The organism is Bittarella massiliensis (ex Durand et al. 2017) (genome assembly GCF_001486165.1).
GTDB classification, from domain to species: Bacteria; Bacillota; Clostridia; order Oscillospirales; family Ruminococcaceae; genus Bittarella; species Bittarella massiliensis.
On the sequence record NZ_LN908975.1, the window covers coordinates 211960 to 228797 of the forward strand.

At 60.9% G+C, this 16838-nt stretch carries 20 protein-coding genes; 12 read left to right on the forward strand and 8 right to left on the reverse strand.

Annotated features, from left to right (window positions below; genetic code table 11):
* Positions 1 to 3: 3 nt before the first annotated feature.
* From rfbD to BN3266_RS01425, 4 genes are read left to right on the forward strand one after another with little or no spacing between them, the layout of a single operon-like run.
* Positions 4 to 900 (forward strand): dTDP-4-dehydrorhamnose reductase, encoded by an 897-nt coding sequence (rfbD, locus tag BN3266_RS01410; RefSeq protein WP_059003188.1) that lies wholly within the window; start codon positions 4 to 6, stop codon positions 898 to 900.
* A complete protein-coding gene (rfbB, locus tag BN3266_RS01415) occupies positions 897 to 1955 on the forward strand; it encodes a dTDP-glucose 4,6-dehydratase (protein ID WP_059003190.1) in 1059 nt (352 codons plus the stop codon). Before rfbD ends, rfbB begins: the two co-directional genes overlap by 4 nt.
* A 14-nt stretch (positions 1956 to 1969) precedes the next feature.
* Entirely contained in the window at positions 1970 to 2518 is a 549-nt protein-coding gene (gene rfbC / locus BN3266_RS01420) for a dTDP-4-dehydrorhamnose 3,5-epimerase (RefSeq protein ID WP_059003192.1), read from the forward strand.
* Positions 2519 to 2524: 6 nt separating this feature from the next.
* Entirely contained in the window at positions 2525 to 3967 is a 1443-nt protein-coding gene (locus BN3266_RS01425) for a lipopolysaccharide biosynthesis protein (RefSeq protein WP_059003194.1), read from the forward strand.
* Between the two features lie 58 nt (positions 3968 to 4025).
* Here the strand turns inward: BN3266_RS01425 and gpmI are convergent, their stop codons facing one another.
* From gpmI to BN3266_RS01460, 7 genes are all read right to left on the reverse strand, one after another.
* Complete coding sequence (gpmI, locus tag BN3266_RS01430; RefSeq protein WP_059003196.1) at positions 4026 to 5540, reverse strand: 2,3-bisphosphoglycerate-independent phosphoglycerate mutase; 1515 nt, start codon at positions 5538 to 5540, stop codon at positions 4026 to 4028.
* A gap of 83 nt (positions 5541 to 5623) precedes the next feature.
* Complete coding sequence (gene tpiA, locus BN3266_RS01435) at positions 5624 to 6391, reverse strand: triose-phosphate isomerase (RefSeq protein WP_059003198.1); 768 nt, start codon at positions 6389 to 6391, stop codon at positions 5624 to 5626.
* Positions 6392 to 6531: 140 nt separating this feature from the next.
* A complete protein-coding gene (locus BN3266_RS01440; protein ID WP_059003200.1) occupies positions 6532 to 7722 on the reverse strand; it encodes a phosphoglycerate kinase in 1191 nt (396 codons plus the stop codon).
* A gap of 177 nt (positions 7723 to 7899) precedes the next feature.
* Positions 7900 to 8769 (reverse strand): DegV family protein, encoded by an 870-nt coding sequence (locus BN3266_RS01445; protein WP_059003202.1) that lies wholly within the window; start codon positions 8767 to 8769, stop codon positions 7900 to 7902.
* A gap of 44 nt (positions 8770 to 8813) precedes the next feature.
* Positions 8814 to 9320: a tRNA (cytidine(34)-2'-O)-methyltransferase gene (locus tag BN3266_RS01450; protein ID WP_021660572.1), complete on the reverse strand. Its 507-nt coding sequence runs from the start codon at positions 9318 to 9320 to the stop codon at positions 8814 to 8816.
* 27 nt (positions 9321 to 9347) lie between these two features.
* Positions 9348 to 9911, reverse strand: coding sequence for an ECF transporter S component (locus BN3266_RS01455; RefSeq protein ID WP_021660573.1), 564 nt, complete (start codon positions 9909 to 9911; stop codon positions 9348 to 9350).
* 55 nt (positions 9912 to 9966) lie between these two features.
* A complete protein-coding gene (locus BN3266_RS01460) occupies positions 9967 to 10833 on the reverse strand; it encodes a pyridoxamine kinase (protein WP_021660574.1) in 867 nt (288 codons plus the stop codon).
* Positions 10834 to 11012: 179 nt separating this feature from the next.
* Between BN3266_RS01460 and BN3266_RS01465 the strand changes: the two genes are divergently transcribed.
* Positions 11013 to 11192: a hypothetical protein gene (locus BN3266_RS01465; RefSeq protein WP_044993048.1), complete on the forward strand. Its 180-nt coding sequence runs from the start codon at positions 11013 to 11015 to the stop codon at positions 11190 to 11192.
* An 86-nt stretch (positions 11193 to 11278) separates the two neighbouring features.
* Here BN3266_RS01465 and BN3266_RS01470 read toward each other — a convergent pair whose 3' ends face one another.
* Positions 11279 to 11776: a DNA-deoxyinosine glycosylase gene (locus BN3266_RS01470; RefSeq protein WP_059003204.1), complete on the reverse strand. Its 498-nt coding sequence runs from the start codon at positions 11774 to 11776 to the stop codon at positions 11279 to 11281.
* Positions 11777 to 11931: 155 nt separating this feature from the next.
* Between BN3266_RS01470 and BN3266_RS01475 the strand changes: the two genes are divergently transcribed.
* From BN3266_RS01475 to BN3266_RS01505, 7 genes are all read left to right on the forward strand, one after another.
* A complete protein-coding gene (locus BN3266_RS01475) occupies positions 11932 to 12690 on the forward strand; it encodes an NAD-dependent protein deacylase (RefSeq protein ID WP_059003207.1) in 759 nt (252 codons plus the stop codon).
* A complete protein-coding gene (locus BN3266_RS01480; RefSeq protein ID WP_059003209.1) occupies positions 12687 to 12896 on the forward strand; it encodes a YwbE family protein in 210 nt (69 codons plus the stop codon). Before BN3266_RS01475 ends, BN3266_RS01480 begins: the two co-directional genes overlap by 4 nt.
* Positions 12889 to 13476: a hypothetical protein gene (locus BN3266_RS01485; protein ID WP_059003211.1), complete on the forward strand. Its 588-nt coding sequence runs from the start codon at positions 12889 to 12891 to the stop codon at positions 13474 to 13476. The genes BN3266_RS01480 and BN3266_RS01485 overlap by 8 nt, the downstream gene beginning before the upstream one ends.
* 158 nt (positions 13477 to 13634) lie before the next feature.
* Positions 13635 to 14066, forward strand: a complete 432-nt coding sequence (locus BN3266_RS01490; protein WP_059003213.1) for a zinc-ribbon domain-containing protein — start codon at positions 13635 to 13637, stop codon at positions 14064 to 14066.
* A 63-nt stretch (positions 14067 to 14129) separates the two neighbouring features.
* Positions 14130 to 14639, forward strand: coding sequence for a CD225/dispanin family protein (locus tag BN3266_RS13385; protein ID WP_052537698.1), 510 nt, complete (start codon positions 14130 to 14132; stop codon positions 14637 to 14639).
* A 182-nt stretch (positions 14640 to 14821) separates the two neighbouring features.
* A complete protein-coding gene (locus tag BN3266_RS01500) occupies positions 14822 to 15319 on the forward strand; it encodes a GNAT family N-acetyltransferase (protein ID WP_059003214.1) in 498 nt (165 codons plus the stop codon).
* A 34-nt stretch (positions 15320 to 15353) separates the two neighbouring features.
* Positions 15354 to 16796: an alanine/glycine:cation symporter family protein gene (locus tag BN3266_RS01505; protein WP_059003216.1), complete on the forward strand. Its 1443-nt coding sequence runs from the start codon at positions 15354 to 15356 to the stop codon at positions 16794 to 16796.
* Positions 16797 to 16838: the final 42 nt, after the last annotated feature.

Genomic DNA, 16838 nt, shown 5'->3' on the forward strand with positions numbered 1-16838 from the left:
AAAATGGATATTTTGATTACCGGTGGCCGTGGACAGCTGGGCACAGAACTTCAAAAAATTTTAGAATGCGGCAGGTCAGAACTCGGTGAGATCCCGTGTGAACTGCAGGCGGCCCGGTGTACCTGTGTTGATGCCGATGAGTTGGACATTGCTGACGCTGCTTCGGTAGAAGACTTTTTCTCCCAAAATCACTTCGACCTCGTCTTCAACTGCGCGGCCATGACCAATGTAAACGGATGTGAATCCAACCGGGATTTGGCGATGCGGGTCAATGCCATCGGTGCTCGAAACATTGCGGTCCAGGCGGAGCGAGCAGGGGCAAAGCTGGTACATGTTTCAACGGATTACGTCTTTTCGGGAGAGGGGACGACCCCCTTTTCAGAGTGGGACCAATGCGCGCCCCAGAGCGTCTATGGAAAGAGTAAGTGGCTTGGCGAACAGTATGTGCAGAGTTTTTGCAGCCGCTTTTTCATTGTGAGGACCTCCTGGCTATATGGGTATGCAGGCGCCAACTTTGTCAAAACAATTGAGAAGATTGCCCGAGAAAAGGGTGTGTTGCAGGTTGTCAACGACCAATTTGGGAATCCGACCAACGCGGCCGACTTGGCCTACCACCTTCTCAAGATTGCGGTTACGCAGGAGTATGGGATTTACCACTGTACGGGAAAAGGCATATGTAGCTGGTATGATTTTGCCTGTGAAATTGTCAAAGACGCGGGTGTCAATTGTGAAGTGAACCCCTGTACAACCGAGGAATACCCCACTCCAGCAAAAAGACCTGCGTATTCTGCCCTTGATCACCAAATGTTGAGATGTACGGTTGGGGACGATATGCGGGACTGGAAAGTGGCTTTAAAGTGCTACTTTGACAACAGAGAAAATGGGGGGAAAACCTTATGAAAACCTATTTGGTAACTGGTGGCGCCGGTTTTATTGGCTCGAACTTTGTGCTGTACCTGTTAAAAAAGCATGGGGAGATCCAGGTGATCAATCTGGACAAATTGACCTATGCGGGCAATCTGGAAAATTTAAAAGACATAGAGGGCGATAAGCGGCATCTGTTTGTACAGGGGGATATCTGCGACGAGGCGCTTGTCTCAAAGCTGTTCTCCGAATATGATATTGACTATGTAGTGAACTTTGCGGCCGAAAGCCATGTGGATAGAAGCATCAGCGATCCGGAGATATTTGTAAAAAGCAATGTGTTGGGAACGGTCAACCTGCTCAACTGTGCCAAAAAGGCCTGGCAAATAGGGGATGACCAGTATCGAGAGGGATGCAAGTTCCTCCAGGTTTCCACCGATGAAGTATATGGCTCGCTGGGAGCGGAGGGCTTTTTCACCGAAAAGACGCCGCTAGACCCCCACAGTCCCTATTCCTCCAGCAAGAGTTCGGCGGATCTCTTTGTAAAGGCGTATTGGGATACATACCACTTCCCCATGAATATTACCAGGTGCTCCAACAACTACGGTCCATACCAGTTCCCAGAGAAACTGATCCCCCTGATGATCAACAACGCCCTGCAGCACAAAGAGCTGCCAATATATGGAGACGGCATGCAGGTTCGGGATTGGCTCTATGTGGAAGATCACTGCAAGGCAATTGACATGGTCGTTGAAGGGGGAAGGCTGGGCGAGGTCTACAATGTGGGAGGGCATAATGAGCGCCCCAATGTGGCGATCGTCCAAACGATTTTGAACTATATTCAGGAACATGTAGATCCTGAGGTGGGCGAGGCGTTAATTCGCCATGTAGAGGATCGCAAGGGACACGATCGCCGGTATGGGATCGATCCCCAGAAGATCAAGGACGACCTGGGCTGGTATCCGGAGACGACCTTTGAAGAGGGCATAAAAAGGACCATTCGCTGGTATTTGGAGCATATGGACTGGATGAAAAATGTCACCAGTGGCGCTTATCAGGAATACTACGCCAAAATGTATCAGAATCGCTGAGAGGAGAATTCGGGATGGGCAAGTTTGTTTTTCAAAAAACGTCAATTGACGGAGTAATGGTCATTGAGCCGACTGTCTTTGGCGATGCCCGCGGCTATTTTATGGAGACGTACAGCGCCGCCGAATTCTCTGCAAATGGCATCACCACTACCTTTGTACAGGACAACCAGTCAAAGTCTAGAAAGGGTGTTTTGCGGGGACTTCACTTCCAAAAAAAGCATCCTCAGGGAAAGCTTGTTCGCGTTATTTCGGGAGAGGTGTTCGATGTAGCGGTGGATTTGCGCCCTGGCAGCAGTACATATGGAAAATGGGAAGGGGTTTTGCTGTCTGCGGAGAACCAAAAACAGTTCTATATTCCCCGGGGATTTGCTCACGGTTTTTTGGTCCTTTCAGAAGAAGCAGAGTTTGTCTATAAATGCGATGACTTTTACCATCCGGAAGATGAAGGCGGCCTTATGTGGAATGATCCGGCTGTCGGCATTGAATGGCCCATTTCGTCTGATATGGATATTCTCCTCAGTGACAAAGACCAAAAGAATCCGCTGCTGCGCGATCTCGTGTAAAGTGCCATGAAAAAGCTCAACAGTAAGATTGCAGGAGCAATTACCAATCTGTCATATACCTTTGTCGCCAATATCATCTGTACGCTCATATCAATGGCCATTGTGGCTGTGGTCCCCAAGGCACTCGGCACAGTAGAGTACGGCTATTGGCAGCTCTATGGATTTTATGGTTCTTATATTGGTTTTTTCCATCTGGGCTGGGCAGACGGCATTTATTTGAGATACGGCGGGAAAGAGTACCAGGAACTGGACAAGAAACTGTTTCACTCCCAATTTTGGCTTTTGTTTGCATTTGAAACGCTAGTAGCCATTGGAGTAGCTGTATTTGCAGTATTTTTTGTGGAGGATTCCAACAAGAAAGTAATCTTCTATATGCTTGCACTCTGCTGTATCCTGCAGTTGCCCCGCGGAATGCTTCAGTATGTCTTGCAGGGGACCAACCGCATCAAAGAGTATGCCAAAAATGTGCTGGCAGAAAAGTTGATTTACGGTGTTTCGGTTGTCGTCATGGTCAGCCTAGGTGTGCGGGATTTTCGCTTCCTCCTGTTGGCCGATTTGGTGGCAAAGTTGGTTACCCTGGTGACCATTTGCTGGAGCTGCCGCGACATTGTCATCTCCAAGGCCATGGACTTTGCAGCGTCCATTCAAGAGGCCTGGGAAAACATCAATGTTGGCGTCAAGCTGATGTTTGCCAATGTGGCCAGTATGCTGATCATTGGCATTGTCCGCTTTGCTATTGAGAGGGTTTGGAGCGTCGAAATCTTTGGCCAGGTGTCTCTTACCCTCAGCATTTCAAATATGCTGATGCTCTTTATCAGTGCGGTCAGTGTGGTCATGTTTCCCCTGCTCAAAAGAACGCCGCAGGAGAAATGGGCTGATAACTATATCTTCCTGCGCACTACGCTGGTGGTTCCCATGTTGGCAATCTTAATGGCCTACTATCCCGCGAAGGTCATTTTATCTGCCTGGCTGCCCCAATATGCAGAGAGCCTATCCTATATGGCGCTGATGTTCCCCATGTGTATGTATGAGGGGAAGATGTCCATGATTATCAGCACCTATTTAAAAGCTCTGCGCCGAGAAAACTTAATGTTGGCCGTGAATCTGATTTCTGTTTGCTTGAGTCTTTTGACGACCGGAATCATCGTCTATTCCATGAAAGATCTGCCCTTGGCAGTGGTATCTATTTTAGGCCTACTGGCATTTCGCAGTATTTTGGCAGAGGTGTTTCTCGCCCGCATTTTGGAAATTAGGGTCAGCACAGACATTCTTCTTGAAGTGGCAATGACGGTCATCTTTATCTGGAGCAGTTGGATCGTCAGAGGATGGGCCGGTGTTGGCATCTACCTTGGAGCCTACGTGGTTTATCTTTTCTTAAAGCGAAAAGACATTACTGGAACATTTCGCATTGTAAAAGAGACATTTCGCCCTTCGGCAGCTGCGGAATAGAAGATGAAAAGGAGCTGGACAAATCTGTCCAGCTCCTTTTTTCTCTGATTGCTGCAATTTACAGGATGATGCTCTCCCCGGTCATCTCTTCGGGCTGGGGCAGCTCCAGGATCTTTAGCATGGTGGGGGCGATGTCCGCCAGGCGGCCGCCCTCCCGCAGCTTGCAGTCGCCGCACCCGATCACCGTAAAGGGCACCGGGTTGGTGGTGTGGGCGGTGAAGGGGGACCCGTCGGTGTCGTAGAGCTTGTCGGCATTGCCGTGATCGGCAGTCAACAGCACCGCGCCGCCCTTTTGCAGGATGGCGTCCACCAGCTGGCCCACGCCGTCGTCCACCGCCTCGACCGCCTTGACGGCCGCGTCAAAGACGCCGGTGTGGCCGACCATATCGCAGTTGGCGTAGTTGAGGATGATCACGTCGTACTTGTCCGAGGCGATCCGGGCCAGGGCCTCTTTGGTGACCTCCGGCTCGCTCATCTCGGGCTGCAGGTCGTAGGTGGCGACCTTGGGGGAGTTGATCAGGGCCCGGTCCTCCCCTTCACAGACCTTTTCCACCCCGCCATTGAAGAAGAAGGTGACATGGGCGTATTTCTCGGTCTCGGCGATCCGCAGCTGGGTCAGCCCCTTCTGGGAGATGTACTCGCCAAAGGTGTTGGCCAGAGACTGGGGCTTAAAGGCCACATGGACCCCGGGCATGGTGGCGTCGTACTGGGTCATGCAGACGTAGTAGAGGGGAAAGCAGCCCTTGGCGCGGGCAAAGCCGTCAAACTTCTCGTCTACCAGGGTGCGGGTGATCTCCCGCGCCCGGTCGGGACGAAAGTTGAAAAAGATCACCGAGTCGCCGGCGTTCATCCCGGTGTAACCGGTGCAGACGGCGGGCATCACGAACTCGTCGGTCACCTCGTCCTTATAGGAGTTGGGCATCACTTCCAGGGCGTCGGCGGTGACCCCCTTGGCGTCCACCATGGCCTGGTAGGCCTTCTCCACCCGCTCCCAGCGGTTGTCGCGGTCCATGGCGTAGTAGCGGCCCATGATGGTGCCGATCTTGCCCACGCCGATTTCCCGCAGCTTCTCGTCCAGGGCCTTCACGTAGTCGGCGCCGGAGGAGGGGGGCACATCCCGCCCGTCCATGAAGCAGTGGACCCAGACCTCTTTGAGCCCCTTCTTCTTGGCCAGCTCGATGATGGCGTAGAGGTGCTCGTTGTGGCTGTGGACCCCGCCGTCCGAGAGGAGCCCCATCACGTGCAGGGCGCTGCCGTTTTGTAGGCAGTTGTCCATGGCGCCCACCAGGGCCTCGTTTTCAAAGAAGTCGCCGTCGGCGATGGACTTGGTGATCCGGGTCAGCTCCTGGTAGACGATCCGCCCGGCGCCGATGTTGGTGTGTCCCACCTCGCTGTTGCCCATCTGCCCGTCCGGCAGGCCCACGTCCATGCCGGAGGCGCCGATCTCGGTGGTGGGGTAGGTGGAGAAAATCTTGTCTAGGTTGGGGGTCTTGGCGGCTTTGATGGCGTTGCCGTAATCGCTGCCGTTGATACCAAAGCCGTCCATGATGATGAGGGCCAGAGGTTTTTTCATAGTTGTGCTCCTTTTCAATGGATTGCGGCCGCGCCGACGGCGCGGCCGCAATCCGCTCTTTGTTGCTTTCCCCGCGGGGGATCCTATTTGCTGGCGGCCTCCACGATCTGGCTGAAGGCGTCGGCCTTCAGGGAGGCGCCGCCGATCAGGCCACCGTCCACGTCGGACTGAGCCAGCAATTCAGCGGCGTTGCCGGCGTTCATCGAGCCGCCGTACTGCACCACCAGGTGGCTGGCGGCCTCTTCGCCGTAGAGCCCGGCCACGGTGGCGCGGATGACGGCGCAGACTTCACCGGCCTGCTCGGCAGTGGCGGTCTTGCCGGTGCCGATGGCCCAGACCGGCTCGTAGGCGATGATGATGGACCGCAGGCCCTCGGCGTCGATCCCCTGCAGGGCGACTTTGGTCTGCAGCGACACCACCTCGGCGGTGATGCCCTGCTCCCTTTGGGCCAGCAGCTCGCCCACGCAGACGATGGGCTTCAGCCCGGCGGCCAAGGCGGCCTTGGTGCGCAGGTTGACCGTCTCGTCGGTCTCGGCGAAGTACTGGCGGCGCTCGCTGTGGCCCAGCACCACGTACTCGACCCCCATCTCGGCGAGCATGTCTGCGGCGATTTCGCCGGTGAAGGCGCCGGACTTCTCAAAGTGGCAGTTCTGGGCGCCCACCTTGACGTTGGTGCCGGCGGTGGCGGCCAGGGCGGTCTCTAAATCGGTGAAGGGCACACAGACCACCACGCCGCAGCCGGCGTCTTTCACCAGGGGGCAGAGCTCCTCCAACAGGGCCTTGGCCTCGGCGCGGTTTTTGTTCATTTTCCAGTTCCCGGCAATGACCGGGGTGCGCAGGTTCTTATTCATACAGCAAATTCCTTTCTGGCGGTTTTCCTCTGAGAAAATGGCACGAAGGAAATCCCTCGTGCCATCTCTTCGCACAGCACAAGCCGGCCGGTTGGGCCGCGGTGCTCCCCCGCCGCAAGGGCGGCGGGATATCTGTCGATTTATTTGTCGTTGAGGCAGGCGATGCCCGGCAGCTCTTTGCCCTCCAGGAACTCGAGGGAGGCGCCGCCGCCGGTGGAGATGTGGCTCATCTTGTCGGCAAAGCCCAACTTGGTGACAGCCGCCACCGAGTCGCCGCCGCCGATGATGGAGATGGCGCCGCTGTCGGCCACGGCCTTGGCGATCTCCAGGGTACCGTCGGCAAACTGGGCGAACTCAAACACGCCCATGGGCCCGTTCCAAATCACGGTGCCGGCGTCTTTCACGGCGTCGCAGAAGAGGGCGATGCTCTTGGGGCCGATGTCCATGCCCATCCAGCCGTCGGGGATGTTGTCGGAATCCACCAGCTTCTTGCCGCAGTCCTCGGCGAAGTGGTCGCCCACCTGGTTGTCGATGGGCAGCAGGAACTTGACGCCCTTGGCCTCGGCTTTGGCCATCATCTCTTTGGCCAGCTCGACCTTGTCGTCCTCGCAGAGGGAGTCGCCGATGGTGAAGCCCTTGGCCTTAAAGAAGGTGTAGGCCATGCCGCCGCCTACGATCAGGGTGTCGACCTTTTCGAGGAGGTTGTTGATGACGCCGATCTTGTCGGAGACCTTGGCGCCGCCCAGGATGGCGACCAGCGGGCGCTTGGGGCTCTCCAGGGCGCCGCCCATGAAGTTGATCTCCTTCTGGATCAGGTAGCCGCAGACGGCGGGCAGGTACTCGGCCACACCGGCGGTGGAGGCGTGGGCCCGGTGGGCCGCGCCGAAGGCGTCGTTGACGTAGACGTCGGCCAGAGAGGCAAGCTCTTTGGCGAAGGCGGGGTCGTTCTTCTTCTCCTCTTTGTGGTAGCGCACGTTTTCAAGCAACATCACGTCGCCGTCTTTCAGCTCGGAAGCCAGCTTCTTGGCGTCGTCGCCGATGACGTCTTTGGCCATCTTGACCTCTTTGCCCAACAGCTCGCTGAGGCGGGCGGCCACCGGGGCCAGGGAGAACTCGGGCTCCCAGCCCTCTTTGGGACGGCCCAGATGGGAGCAGAGGATCACCTTGGCGCCCTGGTCCACCAGGTATTTGATGGTGGGGAGCGCGGCGACGATCCGCTTGTCATTGGTGATGACGCCGTCTTTCAGGGGAACGTTGAAGTCGCAGCGGGCGAGAACCTTCTTGCCGGCTACATCGATGTCTTCGATGGTCTTTTTGTTCAGAGAGGTCATGTGTTTGCCACCCTTTCGTCTTTTCTTTTTTATTGTGAATAAAAAAACAAACTGAGATATAGGGCAGCCCGCCGGGGCAGGCTTGTCCTTTTCTATTTTACACGATATCAGTGGGCTTTTCAAGGCGGTTTTCCCCTCGAAAGAGGGGCTTTTTTCGGGGATCCCGGAGGGCCGGGCTCACCGCTTTTTGGCGCCCTTGACCAGCACCCCCACCACCTTGGGCCCTGCGTTGATGGCGATGCTGGCCCCGGCCTTGTAGCGGCCGGAGCAGCCGTAGTGGAATTTCTTCTCCAACTGCTCGGTCAGTTCGTCCCCGGGGGCGTCCAGCTCCCCGCTGATGACCACAAAGGGGCTGCGCTCGGCCATCCGCTTCTCGGCCCAGCGGCAGAGGCCGGGGATGACGTTGGCGTCCCCCCGCACCTTCTCCACGATGTTCATCTCCCCCTGGGAGATCTGGAGGATGGGCCGCAGCCCCAGCAGCTCGCCCACAAAGGCGGCCGCGCAGCTGATGCGCCCCGACTTTTTGGCAAATTGGAGGGTGTAGACCGAAAAGTAGACCTCGGCGGTGTCAAACCAGTCCAGCAGGTAGTCCCGCACCGCGGCGTAGCCCACCCCTTTTTGCGCCATCCGCGCCGCCTCGGTCACCGGGAAGCCGTAGCCCAGGGAGTAGGTCTTGGAGTCGATGACCTTGATTTTTATCTGCGGGGCGTCGGGCTCCTCTTTGAACATGGCCTTGGCCTGCAGGGCCGCCTGGTACATGTTCGAGCCCTTGGAGTTGATGGTCACATGGATCACGTGGGTGTACCCCTCCTGGGCGGCCCGCTCGTACTCCTCCAAAAACTGGTGGGCGGGGATGTGGCTGGTGGTGGGGATCTTGACGCAGCGGTTGAGCACGTCGTAGAACTCCTCCTTGGTGAAGTCCACCCCCTCCAAATACCCCATCCCGTCCACCTCGAGGGGGATGGGGAGGATGCGGATGCCCAGCTCCTCGGCAGTCTCCTGGGGGATGTCGCAAGCGGTGTCGGTGAGGATCAGCAGTTTTTCCATTTGGCACAACCTTTCGCAATCGGTTCTCGTGGTGGGGAGGGGGCCTAGCGGGCGTCCTCCCAGTTGTAGCGGGTCAGCTTCCCCTGCGAGTGCAGGGTGGGGTAGCCCCACTGGCGCAGGACTTCATATACCCCGATGGCCACCGTGTTTGACAGGTTCAGGCTCCGCGCCGCCGCCAGCATCGGCAGCCGGACACAGGCGTCGGGGTGGGCGAAGAGCAGCTCTTCGGGCAGCCCGGCGTCCTCCCGGCCAAAGACCAGGTAGCAGCCGTCCGGGTAGGCAACGTCGCTGTGGACGGTCTGCCCCTTGGTGGTGAAGTAGTAAAAGGGGCCCTCGTTTTGGGCGGTGAAGTCCGCCCAGCCGTCGTAGTGGCGGATGTCCAGCAGATGCCAGTAGTCCAGCCCCGCCCGCTTGAGTTTTTTGTCGTCGATTTGAAAGCCCAGCGGCCCCACCAGGTGGAGCCGGGCGTTGGTCGCCGCGCAGGTGCGGGCGATGTTTCCGGTGTTTTGTGGGATCTGCGGTTCCACCAGCACGATGTTCAGCTCGGCCATGGCCGTCCCTCCTCTCCTCTCGGCAAATCAGTCGCCGGTCTTCCCCAGCCGCTCAAAGATGCCGGCCTTTTTGAGGATGGGTTCCAGCAGCGAGTAGAGCAGCAGCGAGACCACCACCGCAATGATCGCGTTGACCCCCGAGGTGAGGGCCTTGGTCCCCGCAGCCACCAGCACCGAGTCGAGCATCTTGCCCTGGAGCAGGGTCCCCATGAGGATGTTTTTGACGGTGTAGAGGACCACGTACAGCCCGGCGCCGACAACGGCCCCGGCGGCGCGGCTGCCCTTTCCGCCCCGCTTGGCAATGGCGCCGCAGGTGGCGCCCATGGCGAATTTCATCAAAAAGGTGATGGGCGATTCGGCGATGTAGGCCGGGTCGAACAGGTCGTAGACCGCCGAACCCAGGCCGGCCGAGAGGCCGCCCTTCAGGGGGCCGAGGATCATCCCCGACAGCAGGCACATCACGTTGCCCAGGTGGATCATGGTCTTGCCCAGCGGGGTGGGGATGTCGATGTGCAAAAAGGTGGCCACAAAGCACATGGCCCCCATCAGCCCCACCAGGGTCACAGTGTAGATCGAACTCTTGCGCTTCATTCTTACTCCTTCTTTTCGTGCAGAGATAGGGTCGGCCGCCCCGCGGCCGGGAATGCTAAAAGGGCTCGGCCCGAGAGGGGCCCAGCGGCTCCAGCAGCTTGGGGAGGGCGGCTTCCACCAGCACCCCGTGCCGGGGGTCGGTGCCCGCCGCGGCGGTGAGGGAGATGGCCTCCTCCACGAACTGGGTGGCCCGCTGGGCGGCCTCGGCCAGGCTCTGCCCCGCCAGCAGCCCGCCGGTGAGCACGGCGGTGAAGATGTCGCCGGTGCCCGGATAGGAGCCGGAGGCATACCGCCCGCGGATGCGGAAAAAAGTCTCCCCGTCAAAGAGCAGGTTGTAGCGGCCACCGTCCATCTCGGCGCTGGTGATCACCGCCCGGCCCGCCCCCTGGGCGCAGAGGGTGCGCAGCCATTTCTTGGCGCTGAGGGGGGTGAAGCGGACCGGCCGGGTGAAGTCCATCCCCAGCAGCATGGCCGCCTCGGTGGCGTTGGGGGTGATCACGTCCCCCGCCCGGGCCAAACTCTTCATCTTGGCCCGCAGCGGCGGGGTGCAGGTGCGGTAGGGCTTTTGGTGGTCCCCCATCACCGGGTCCACCACCTTGAGCGCCTTGGGATAGGCCTCAAAAAAGGCCTTGCAGCACTCGATCTGGCGACTGTCCCCCAGAAAGCCCGAGTAGATGCAGTCGAAGTCCAGCCCCAGGGACTGGTAGTGGCGCAGGGCCGGCAGCAGGGAGTCGGTCAAGTCGGTGATGACCGGGTCCCCCAGCCCCCCTGTATGGGTCGAGAGGATGGCGGTCGGCACCGGGCAGACCTGCACCCCCATCACCGAGAGCACCGGGGTGATGGCGGTCAGAGAACAGCGCCCAAACCCCGACAAATCGTGAATGGCCAGCACCCGCTTGGGCGGGGAAACCAGGTGTTCCATAGGGCGCCTCCTTCCTTTTATTCCAAAATTTGCCTGCCCTTGGCGGGCGGCGAGACTCTTTCATACACAGCCAGTATATCACAAAAGGGGTGGGCAATACTAGTTGTATCTCGACCTCGGCCGGCTCTGCCGGCGCGGGGCCGCAGGTACAAATGAAGGAACGTGGGGAGGCATTTTCTATGAAACACAGCGGACACACCGCCCGCAACGTGGCCATCGGCATGGCGCTGGGCGCCGTGGCGGCCACCGTTGGCACCGAGCTGATGCACACCAACAAGCGGCAGCTGAAAAAAACAGCCAACCGCGCCATGAAGACCATGGGCAACGTGGTGGGGGAAATCTCCACCATGATGCGGTAGTTACACTGCCGAGGGACGGGCGAGAGAGGGCCGGGTGACATGTCACCCGGCCCTCTTTTTTGGCAAAATGGGAAAAACCGCGCCAGTCAGCGCCCCAGCGCCTCCCCCAGAGGGCGGTAGGCGGCGATCAGCCGCTCCAAGGTGAAGCGGGCGTTGGCGGGGCTGGTGGAGGGGAGGGGGATGTCCTCCACCCCGGTCTGGGGCAGACAGTGGCGCTGGTAGAGGGCGTGCGCCTTGGCCCCGGTGGTGAAGACGGTGCGCACCCGGGTCTTTTGGAGCAGCCCGGCGATGTCGTTGGCCCGGGGGCGGCGGATGGTGGCGTCCGCCGCCCCTTCTATCTCGCAGGCGGCCAGCACGTCCCAGAGGGCGATGTGCCGGCGCAGACAGAATTGCTCCTTCGCCGCGTTCCCCTCGGGGACGGGCTCCCCCAGCACCCCGGCCACCACCCGCCAAAAGCGGTTTTGGGGGTGGCCGTAGTAAAAGCCGTTTTCCCTCGATTTGGGCGAGGGGATGGTCCCCAGGATCAGCACCTCGCTCTCGGGCGACCAGACCGGCAAAAAGGTGTGTTCCACCAACTGTCCCACAAAAAAGCCCTCCCTCTGCCGGGGCTGTCTATTCGCCCTGGCCCTCACATAGAAGTAGTATACCCCCCTTTCTGTCCCCGCGCAATTGGCGAAGGGCGATTGTGCAAACCGCCCCGCCGGGGTATAATGGGAAAAACGCCATGGGAGGGGATCGGATGAGCGAGCACAATGAGAGAGACGGGGTCGAGCGGCTGCGCCGCTGGGTCGACGGCTGCGACAACATCGTCTTTTTTGGGGGAGCGGGGGTTTCGACCGAGAGCGGCATCCCCGATTTTCGCAGCGAGGACGGCCTCTACCGCCAGCACTACGACTGGCCCCCTGAGACCATCCTCAGCGCCGGGTTCTTCGCCGCCCACCCGGAGGAGTTCTACCGCTTTTACCGGGAGAAGATGCTGGTCACCGGCGCCCAGCCCGGCCCGGCCCACCTGGCACTGGCCGAGTTGGAGCGGCGGGGCAAGCTGCGGGCGGTGATCACCCAGAACATCGACGGGCTGCACCAGAAGGCCGGCAGCCGCCGGGTGTACGAGCTGCACGGCACCATCTACCAAAACCGCTGTCTCTCCTGCGGGGCCCTCTGCGGGCCGGAGGGACTGGGGAAGAGCGGCCTGCCCCGCTGCAGCTGCGGGGGCCTCATCAAACCGGAGGTGGTCCTCTACGGCGAGTCGCTGGACGGGGCGACCCTGCAGGGGGCGGTGGACGCCATCTCTCGCTGTGAGATGCTGATCGTGGGGGGCACCTCCCTGGCGGTCTACCCGGCGGCGGGGCTGCTGCAGTACTACCGGGGCCACCGGCTGGTGCTCATCAACAAGAGTCCCACCCCCCAGGACGGGCGGGCAGACCTGCTCCTGCGGGGCTCCATCGGCCCGATCCTCACCGAGGCCATCCGCCCCCTGGGCGGGGAGGCGGCCCTGTGAACGGGCAGCGCCGGGCGGACATCCGCATCGGGGCCCTAGTGGACATCGTCCTCAAAAAAGACCAGCGCACCGGCCGCCTGACCAGGGGACACGTCAAGCGGATATTGACGGGCAGCGCCACCCACCCCCACGGCATCAAGGTGATGCTGCGGGAGGGCGACCAGGTGGGTCGGGTACAGGCGATTTTGGAGGAGAGCGATGAATAAGCTGCAGGGTTTTTACAGGTTGCGCCAGGGCGGTCTGCCCGCCGTGCCCTGGCAGACCTTCGCCCCCGACACCCGGCTGGAGGAGGGCATCCTCTGGACGGTGCGCAGCGCCGTCGAGCGGGGGGACGACCAGAACCTGCCCCGGCTGGTGGGGGCCTCCGCCGCCGAGGCGGAGACCTTTGCCCAGGGGCTCTTGGGGGAGTTGGGCCCCGGCGGCCTGGTGGTCTACTACCCCTATTTCGTGGCGGAGAAGAGCGGGGTGATCGAGCTCTCCCCCTTTCGCACCGTCATCGAGGCGGTGCGGGGGGACCTCTGGAACCTGGCCACCGGGGGGGAGCACGACGAGACGGTGGTCATCACCGACGAGGACGTGGAGGTGATGGGGGACGAGGGCTTTCTCTCCCCCGCCGAACTCGACGAGCTGGCCGATTGCGCCCTGCGGGCCCGCCGCCGCTTTCGGGGGGAGCTGGGTCGGGCCAGCGCCCTCTATCTGGAGTGGAGCTACGCCTGCAAGAGCGACCTGCAGAAGCGGCCCATCGGCCCGGCCCAGTTGGTCTTTTACGAGTTGCGGGCGGTCTGACCCCGCCGCTTTGGGAAAGTGTCTGTCAAATTTCTGACAAAGGTTTGTCGAAAGCGGGAATATTGTTGCGAAAAGGCCCTTCCTTGTGTATAATAAAGGTATTCTAAAGCGGGTTTGGCGGCGATCGCCCCCGCTTTGGGGAAAAGGAGGTCGATTTTTTGACTTGCCCGAACTGCGGCGTTGACAACGCCGAAAACAGCGCCTTCTGCAAGGCCTGCGGCGCCTCCCTCACCGGAGAGCAGCCCGAATCGCAGGCGGCGCACCAGGGCGAGGCGGTGCCCTCGCCCTACCAGCCGCCGGTCTACTCGATGTACGCCCCCTACCTGCCGACCCCCCGGCGGGAGTACACCTGGAAAGACATCTGCACCATTGTCGGGTTCATCAGCTCCATTGCGGGGCTGTTCACCTTCTGGGTGGTGCTCTGCCCCATGGGTCTGCTCACCAGCTGCCTGGGGTACCGGGGCAACCGCACCAGGGGCCTGGCCGTGGCGGGCATCATCATCTCGCTGCTGGCCATCGCCATCAAGATCGGCTTTATCCTCTACCACCTGGACGTTCTCCCCTCCTGGCTCACCGACGGAGCTCTGTAGGGAGATTGACTGTCAGACACCCGCCGCCAATGGGGCGGTGGCTTTTGAAAGGAGAAAATGCAGATGAAATGTAACAAATGCGGCAGTGAGCTGGAGAGCGGCGCCAAGTTCTGCGCCGTCTGCGGCGAACCGGTCCCCCAGGCCCCCGAGGGCGACGGCGCGGCCCAGCAGCCCTACCAGAGTGCCCCTCAGCCCGAGCCTCAGCAGCAGCCCACCTACAACTACGGCGCCCCCCAGCAGGACGCGAGCTACAGCTACGGCGCGCCTCAGCCCCAGGCCTCTCCGGTCTACGCCAACGTTCCCCCGGTCAGCGGCACCGCCTACCTGGTGTGGTCCATCATCGTGACCATCTTCTGCTGCCTGCCCCTGGGCATCCCCGGCATCGTCTTCGCCTCGAAGATCGACAAGCTGGCCGCCATGGGCGACCTGGCCGGCGCGCAGGACGCGGCCAAGAAGTCGAAGATGTTCTCCATCATCGGCGGCATCGTGGGCGTGGTGGTGATCATCGTCTCGATCATCTTCTACGTGGCCGTCATCAGCGCTGCGGTCGGCGGCAGCTATTACTACTACTAAACACCCGGGGCCGTTGGGCCCCTCGGCAGATGCCGCGGCGGGTTTCCGCCGCGGCATTTTTGCGCCCGTTTGTCCCTGAAAGGACGGGGGAGTTGCCAAAACGGCGCACTTTCGGGTATACTAACACGGTATGTTTTTGGGCCCGGCGGCCGGTTTTGCCGGGCGGAAAGGGAGTGTTTGCAGTGACAGGAGAGACTGCGCGGCTGCGGCTGCGCCCCCTGGCCGAGTCGGACGCCGACGCGGTGTTCTCTTTGACCAGCGACGCCGAGGTGGCCCGCTTTATGCGCTTTTCGCAGCAGCGGGAGCGGGGCGAGGCGGTCCAGCTCATCCGGGACTACCTCGCCTCGGGCGGCTGGGCCTTCGCCATCGAGCGAAAGGCAGACGGGCGGTTTGTGGGGGTCTACGCCGTCCGCCCCAGCGAGGGCGACCCCGCCCGCTGGGACATGAGCACCTTCACCGCCAAGGACTGCTGGAACCAGGGCTATTCCAGCGAGGTGCTGGGCGAGATCGTCCGCCTGGCGAGGGAGGCGCTGCCGGGGATCACCCTGGTGGGCCACGTGGTGGCCGAAAACCGGGGGTCGCGCCGGGTGCTTGAAAAAAACGACTTCTCCCACACCGAGACCCTCCATTTCCCCGACATGGAGGGGGAGGGGCTCTGCATCTACCAGCTCGCCCTCTGAGCTTTGCCCAAATCATCTTGCAAAGGAGTTTTCTATGAGCGCCCTCTTCGCCTTTTTTGACGCCGTCTCCCAGGCCTTTCGCAGTTTTCTGGGGGCTGCCAACGACTTTTTGTACAGCTTCATCCTCATCTTTTTGCTGGTCATCGCCGGGCTCTACTTCACCTTTCGCACCCGGTTCGCCCAGTTTCGGCTGCTGCCCGACGCCATCCGCTCCATGACCGAGCGCCGGGAGAAGGGGTCGGTCTCCTCCTTTCAGGCGCTGATGATCTCCACCGCCTCCCGGGTGGGCACCGGCAACATCGCCGGGGTGGCCACCGCCATCGCCCTGGGGGGCGCGGGGGCCGTCTTCTGGATGTGGGTCATGGCCCTGGTGGGGGCCGCCTCCGCCTTTGCCGAGAGCACCCTCGCCCAGATCTACAAGGTGCGGCGGGGCGGCGAGTACCGGGGCGGCCCGGCCTACTATATCCAAAAGGCCCTGGGCAGGCGCTGGCTGGGGGTCCTGTTTGCCGTCCTCCTCATCGCCTGCTTTGCCTTTGGCTTCAACGGGCTGCAATCCTACACCATCACCTCGGCCTTCGCCCCCTACTTCGGGGCCTCGCTGGCCCCCTACGCACCGGCCATCATCGGCCTGGTGCTGGCGGCGGGCACCGCCCTGGTCATCTTCGGCGGCACCCAGCGCATCGGCTTCATCACCTCCTTCATCGTCCCGGTGATGGCCATCATCTACATGGCGCTGGGATTTGTCATCATCGGCCTGAACATCCAAAAGCTGCCCCAGGTCCTCTCCCTCATCCTCTCCCAGGCCTTTGACCTGCGGGCCATTGCCGGCGGGTTTGCCGGCTCGGCCATCGTCATCGGCATCAAGCGGGGGCTCTTCTCCAACGAGGCGGGGATGGGCAGCGCCCCCAATGCCGCCGCCACGGCGGAGGTCTCCCACCCGGTGAAACAGGGCACGGTGCAGGTCCTCAGCGTCTTTATCGACACCCTGCTCATCTGCACCACCACCGCCTTCATCCTCCTCTTCTCCGGGGTGCAGGGGTCGGAGAGCCTCAACGCCCTCCCCTTCGTGCAGGCGGCGGTGGGCAGCCAGGTGGGGCAGTGGGGCGTCGGCTTCATCGCCTTTTCGGTGCTGGCCTTTGCCTTTAGCTCCATTGTGGGCAACTACTGCTATGCGGAGGGGAACCTCCTCTTCATCCGGGACAACAAAACCCTCCTCACCGCCTTTCGCTGGGTGGCGGTGGCCGCCGTCTTCTTCGGCGCCCAGGCCGACTTCGCCACCGTCTGGGACCTGGCCGACGTCCTCATGGGGCTGATGGCAATCGTCAACATCGTCTCCCTCTTCGCCCTGTCAAAGACCGTCTCCCTGGCCGAGCGGGACTACACCCGCCAGAAGAGGGAGGGAAGGGACCCGGTCTTTCGCCCCGCCCAGATCGGCATCACCGGCGCCGACTGCTGGGAGGATGGCACCCCACAATAACCCGCTTTGCAAAAAAAGAGAGGGGCCGCTCACCGCGAGCGG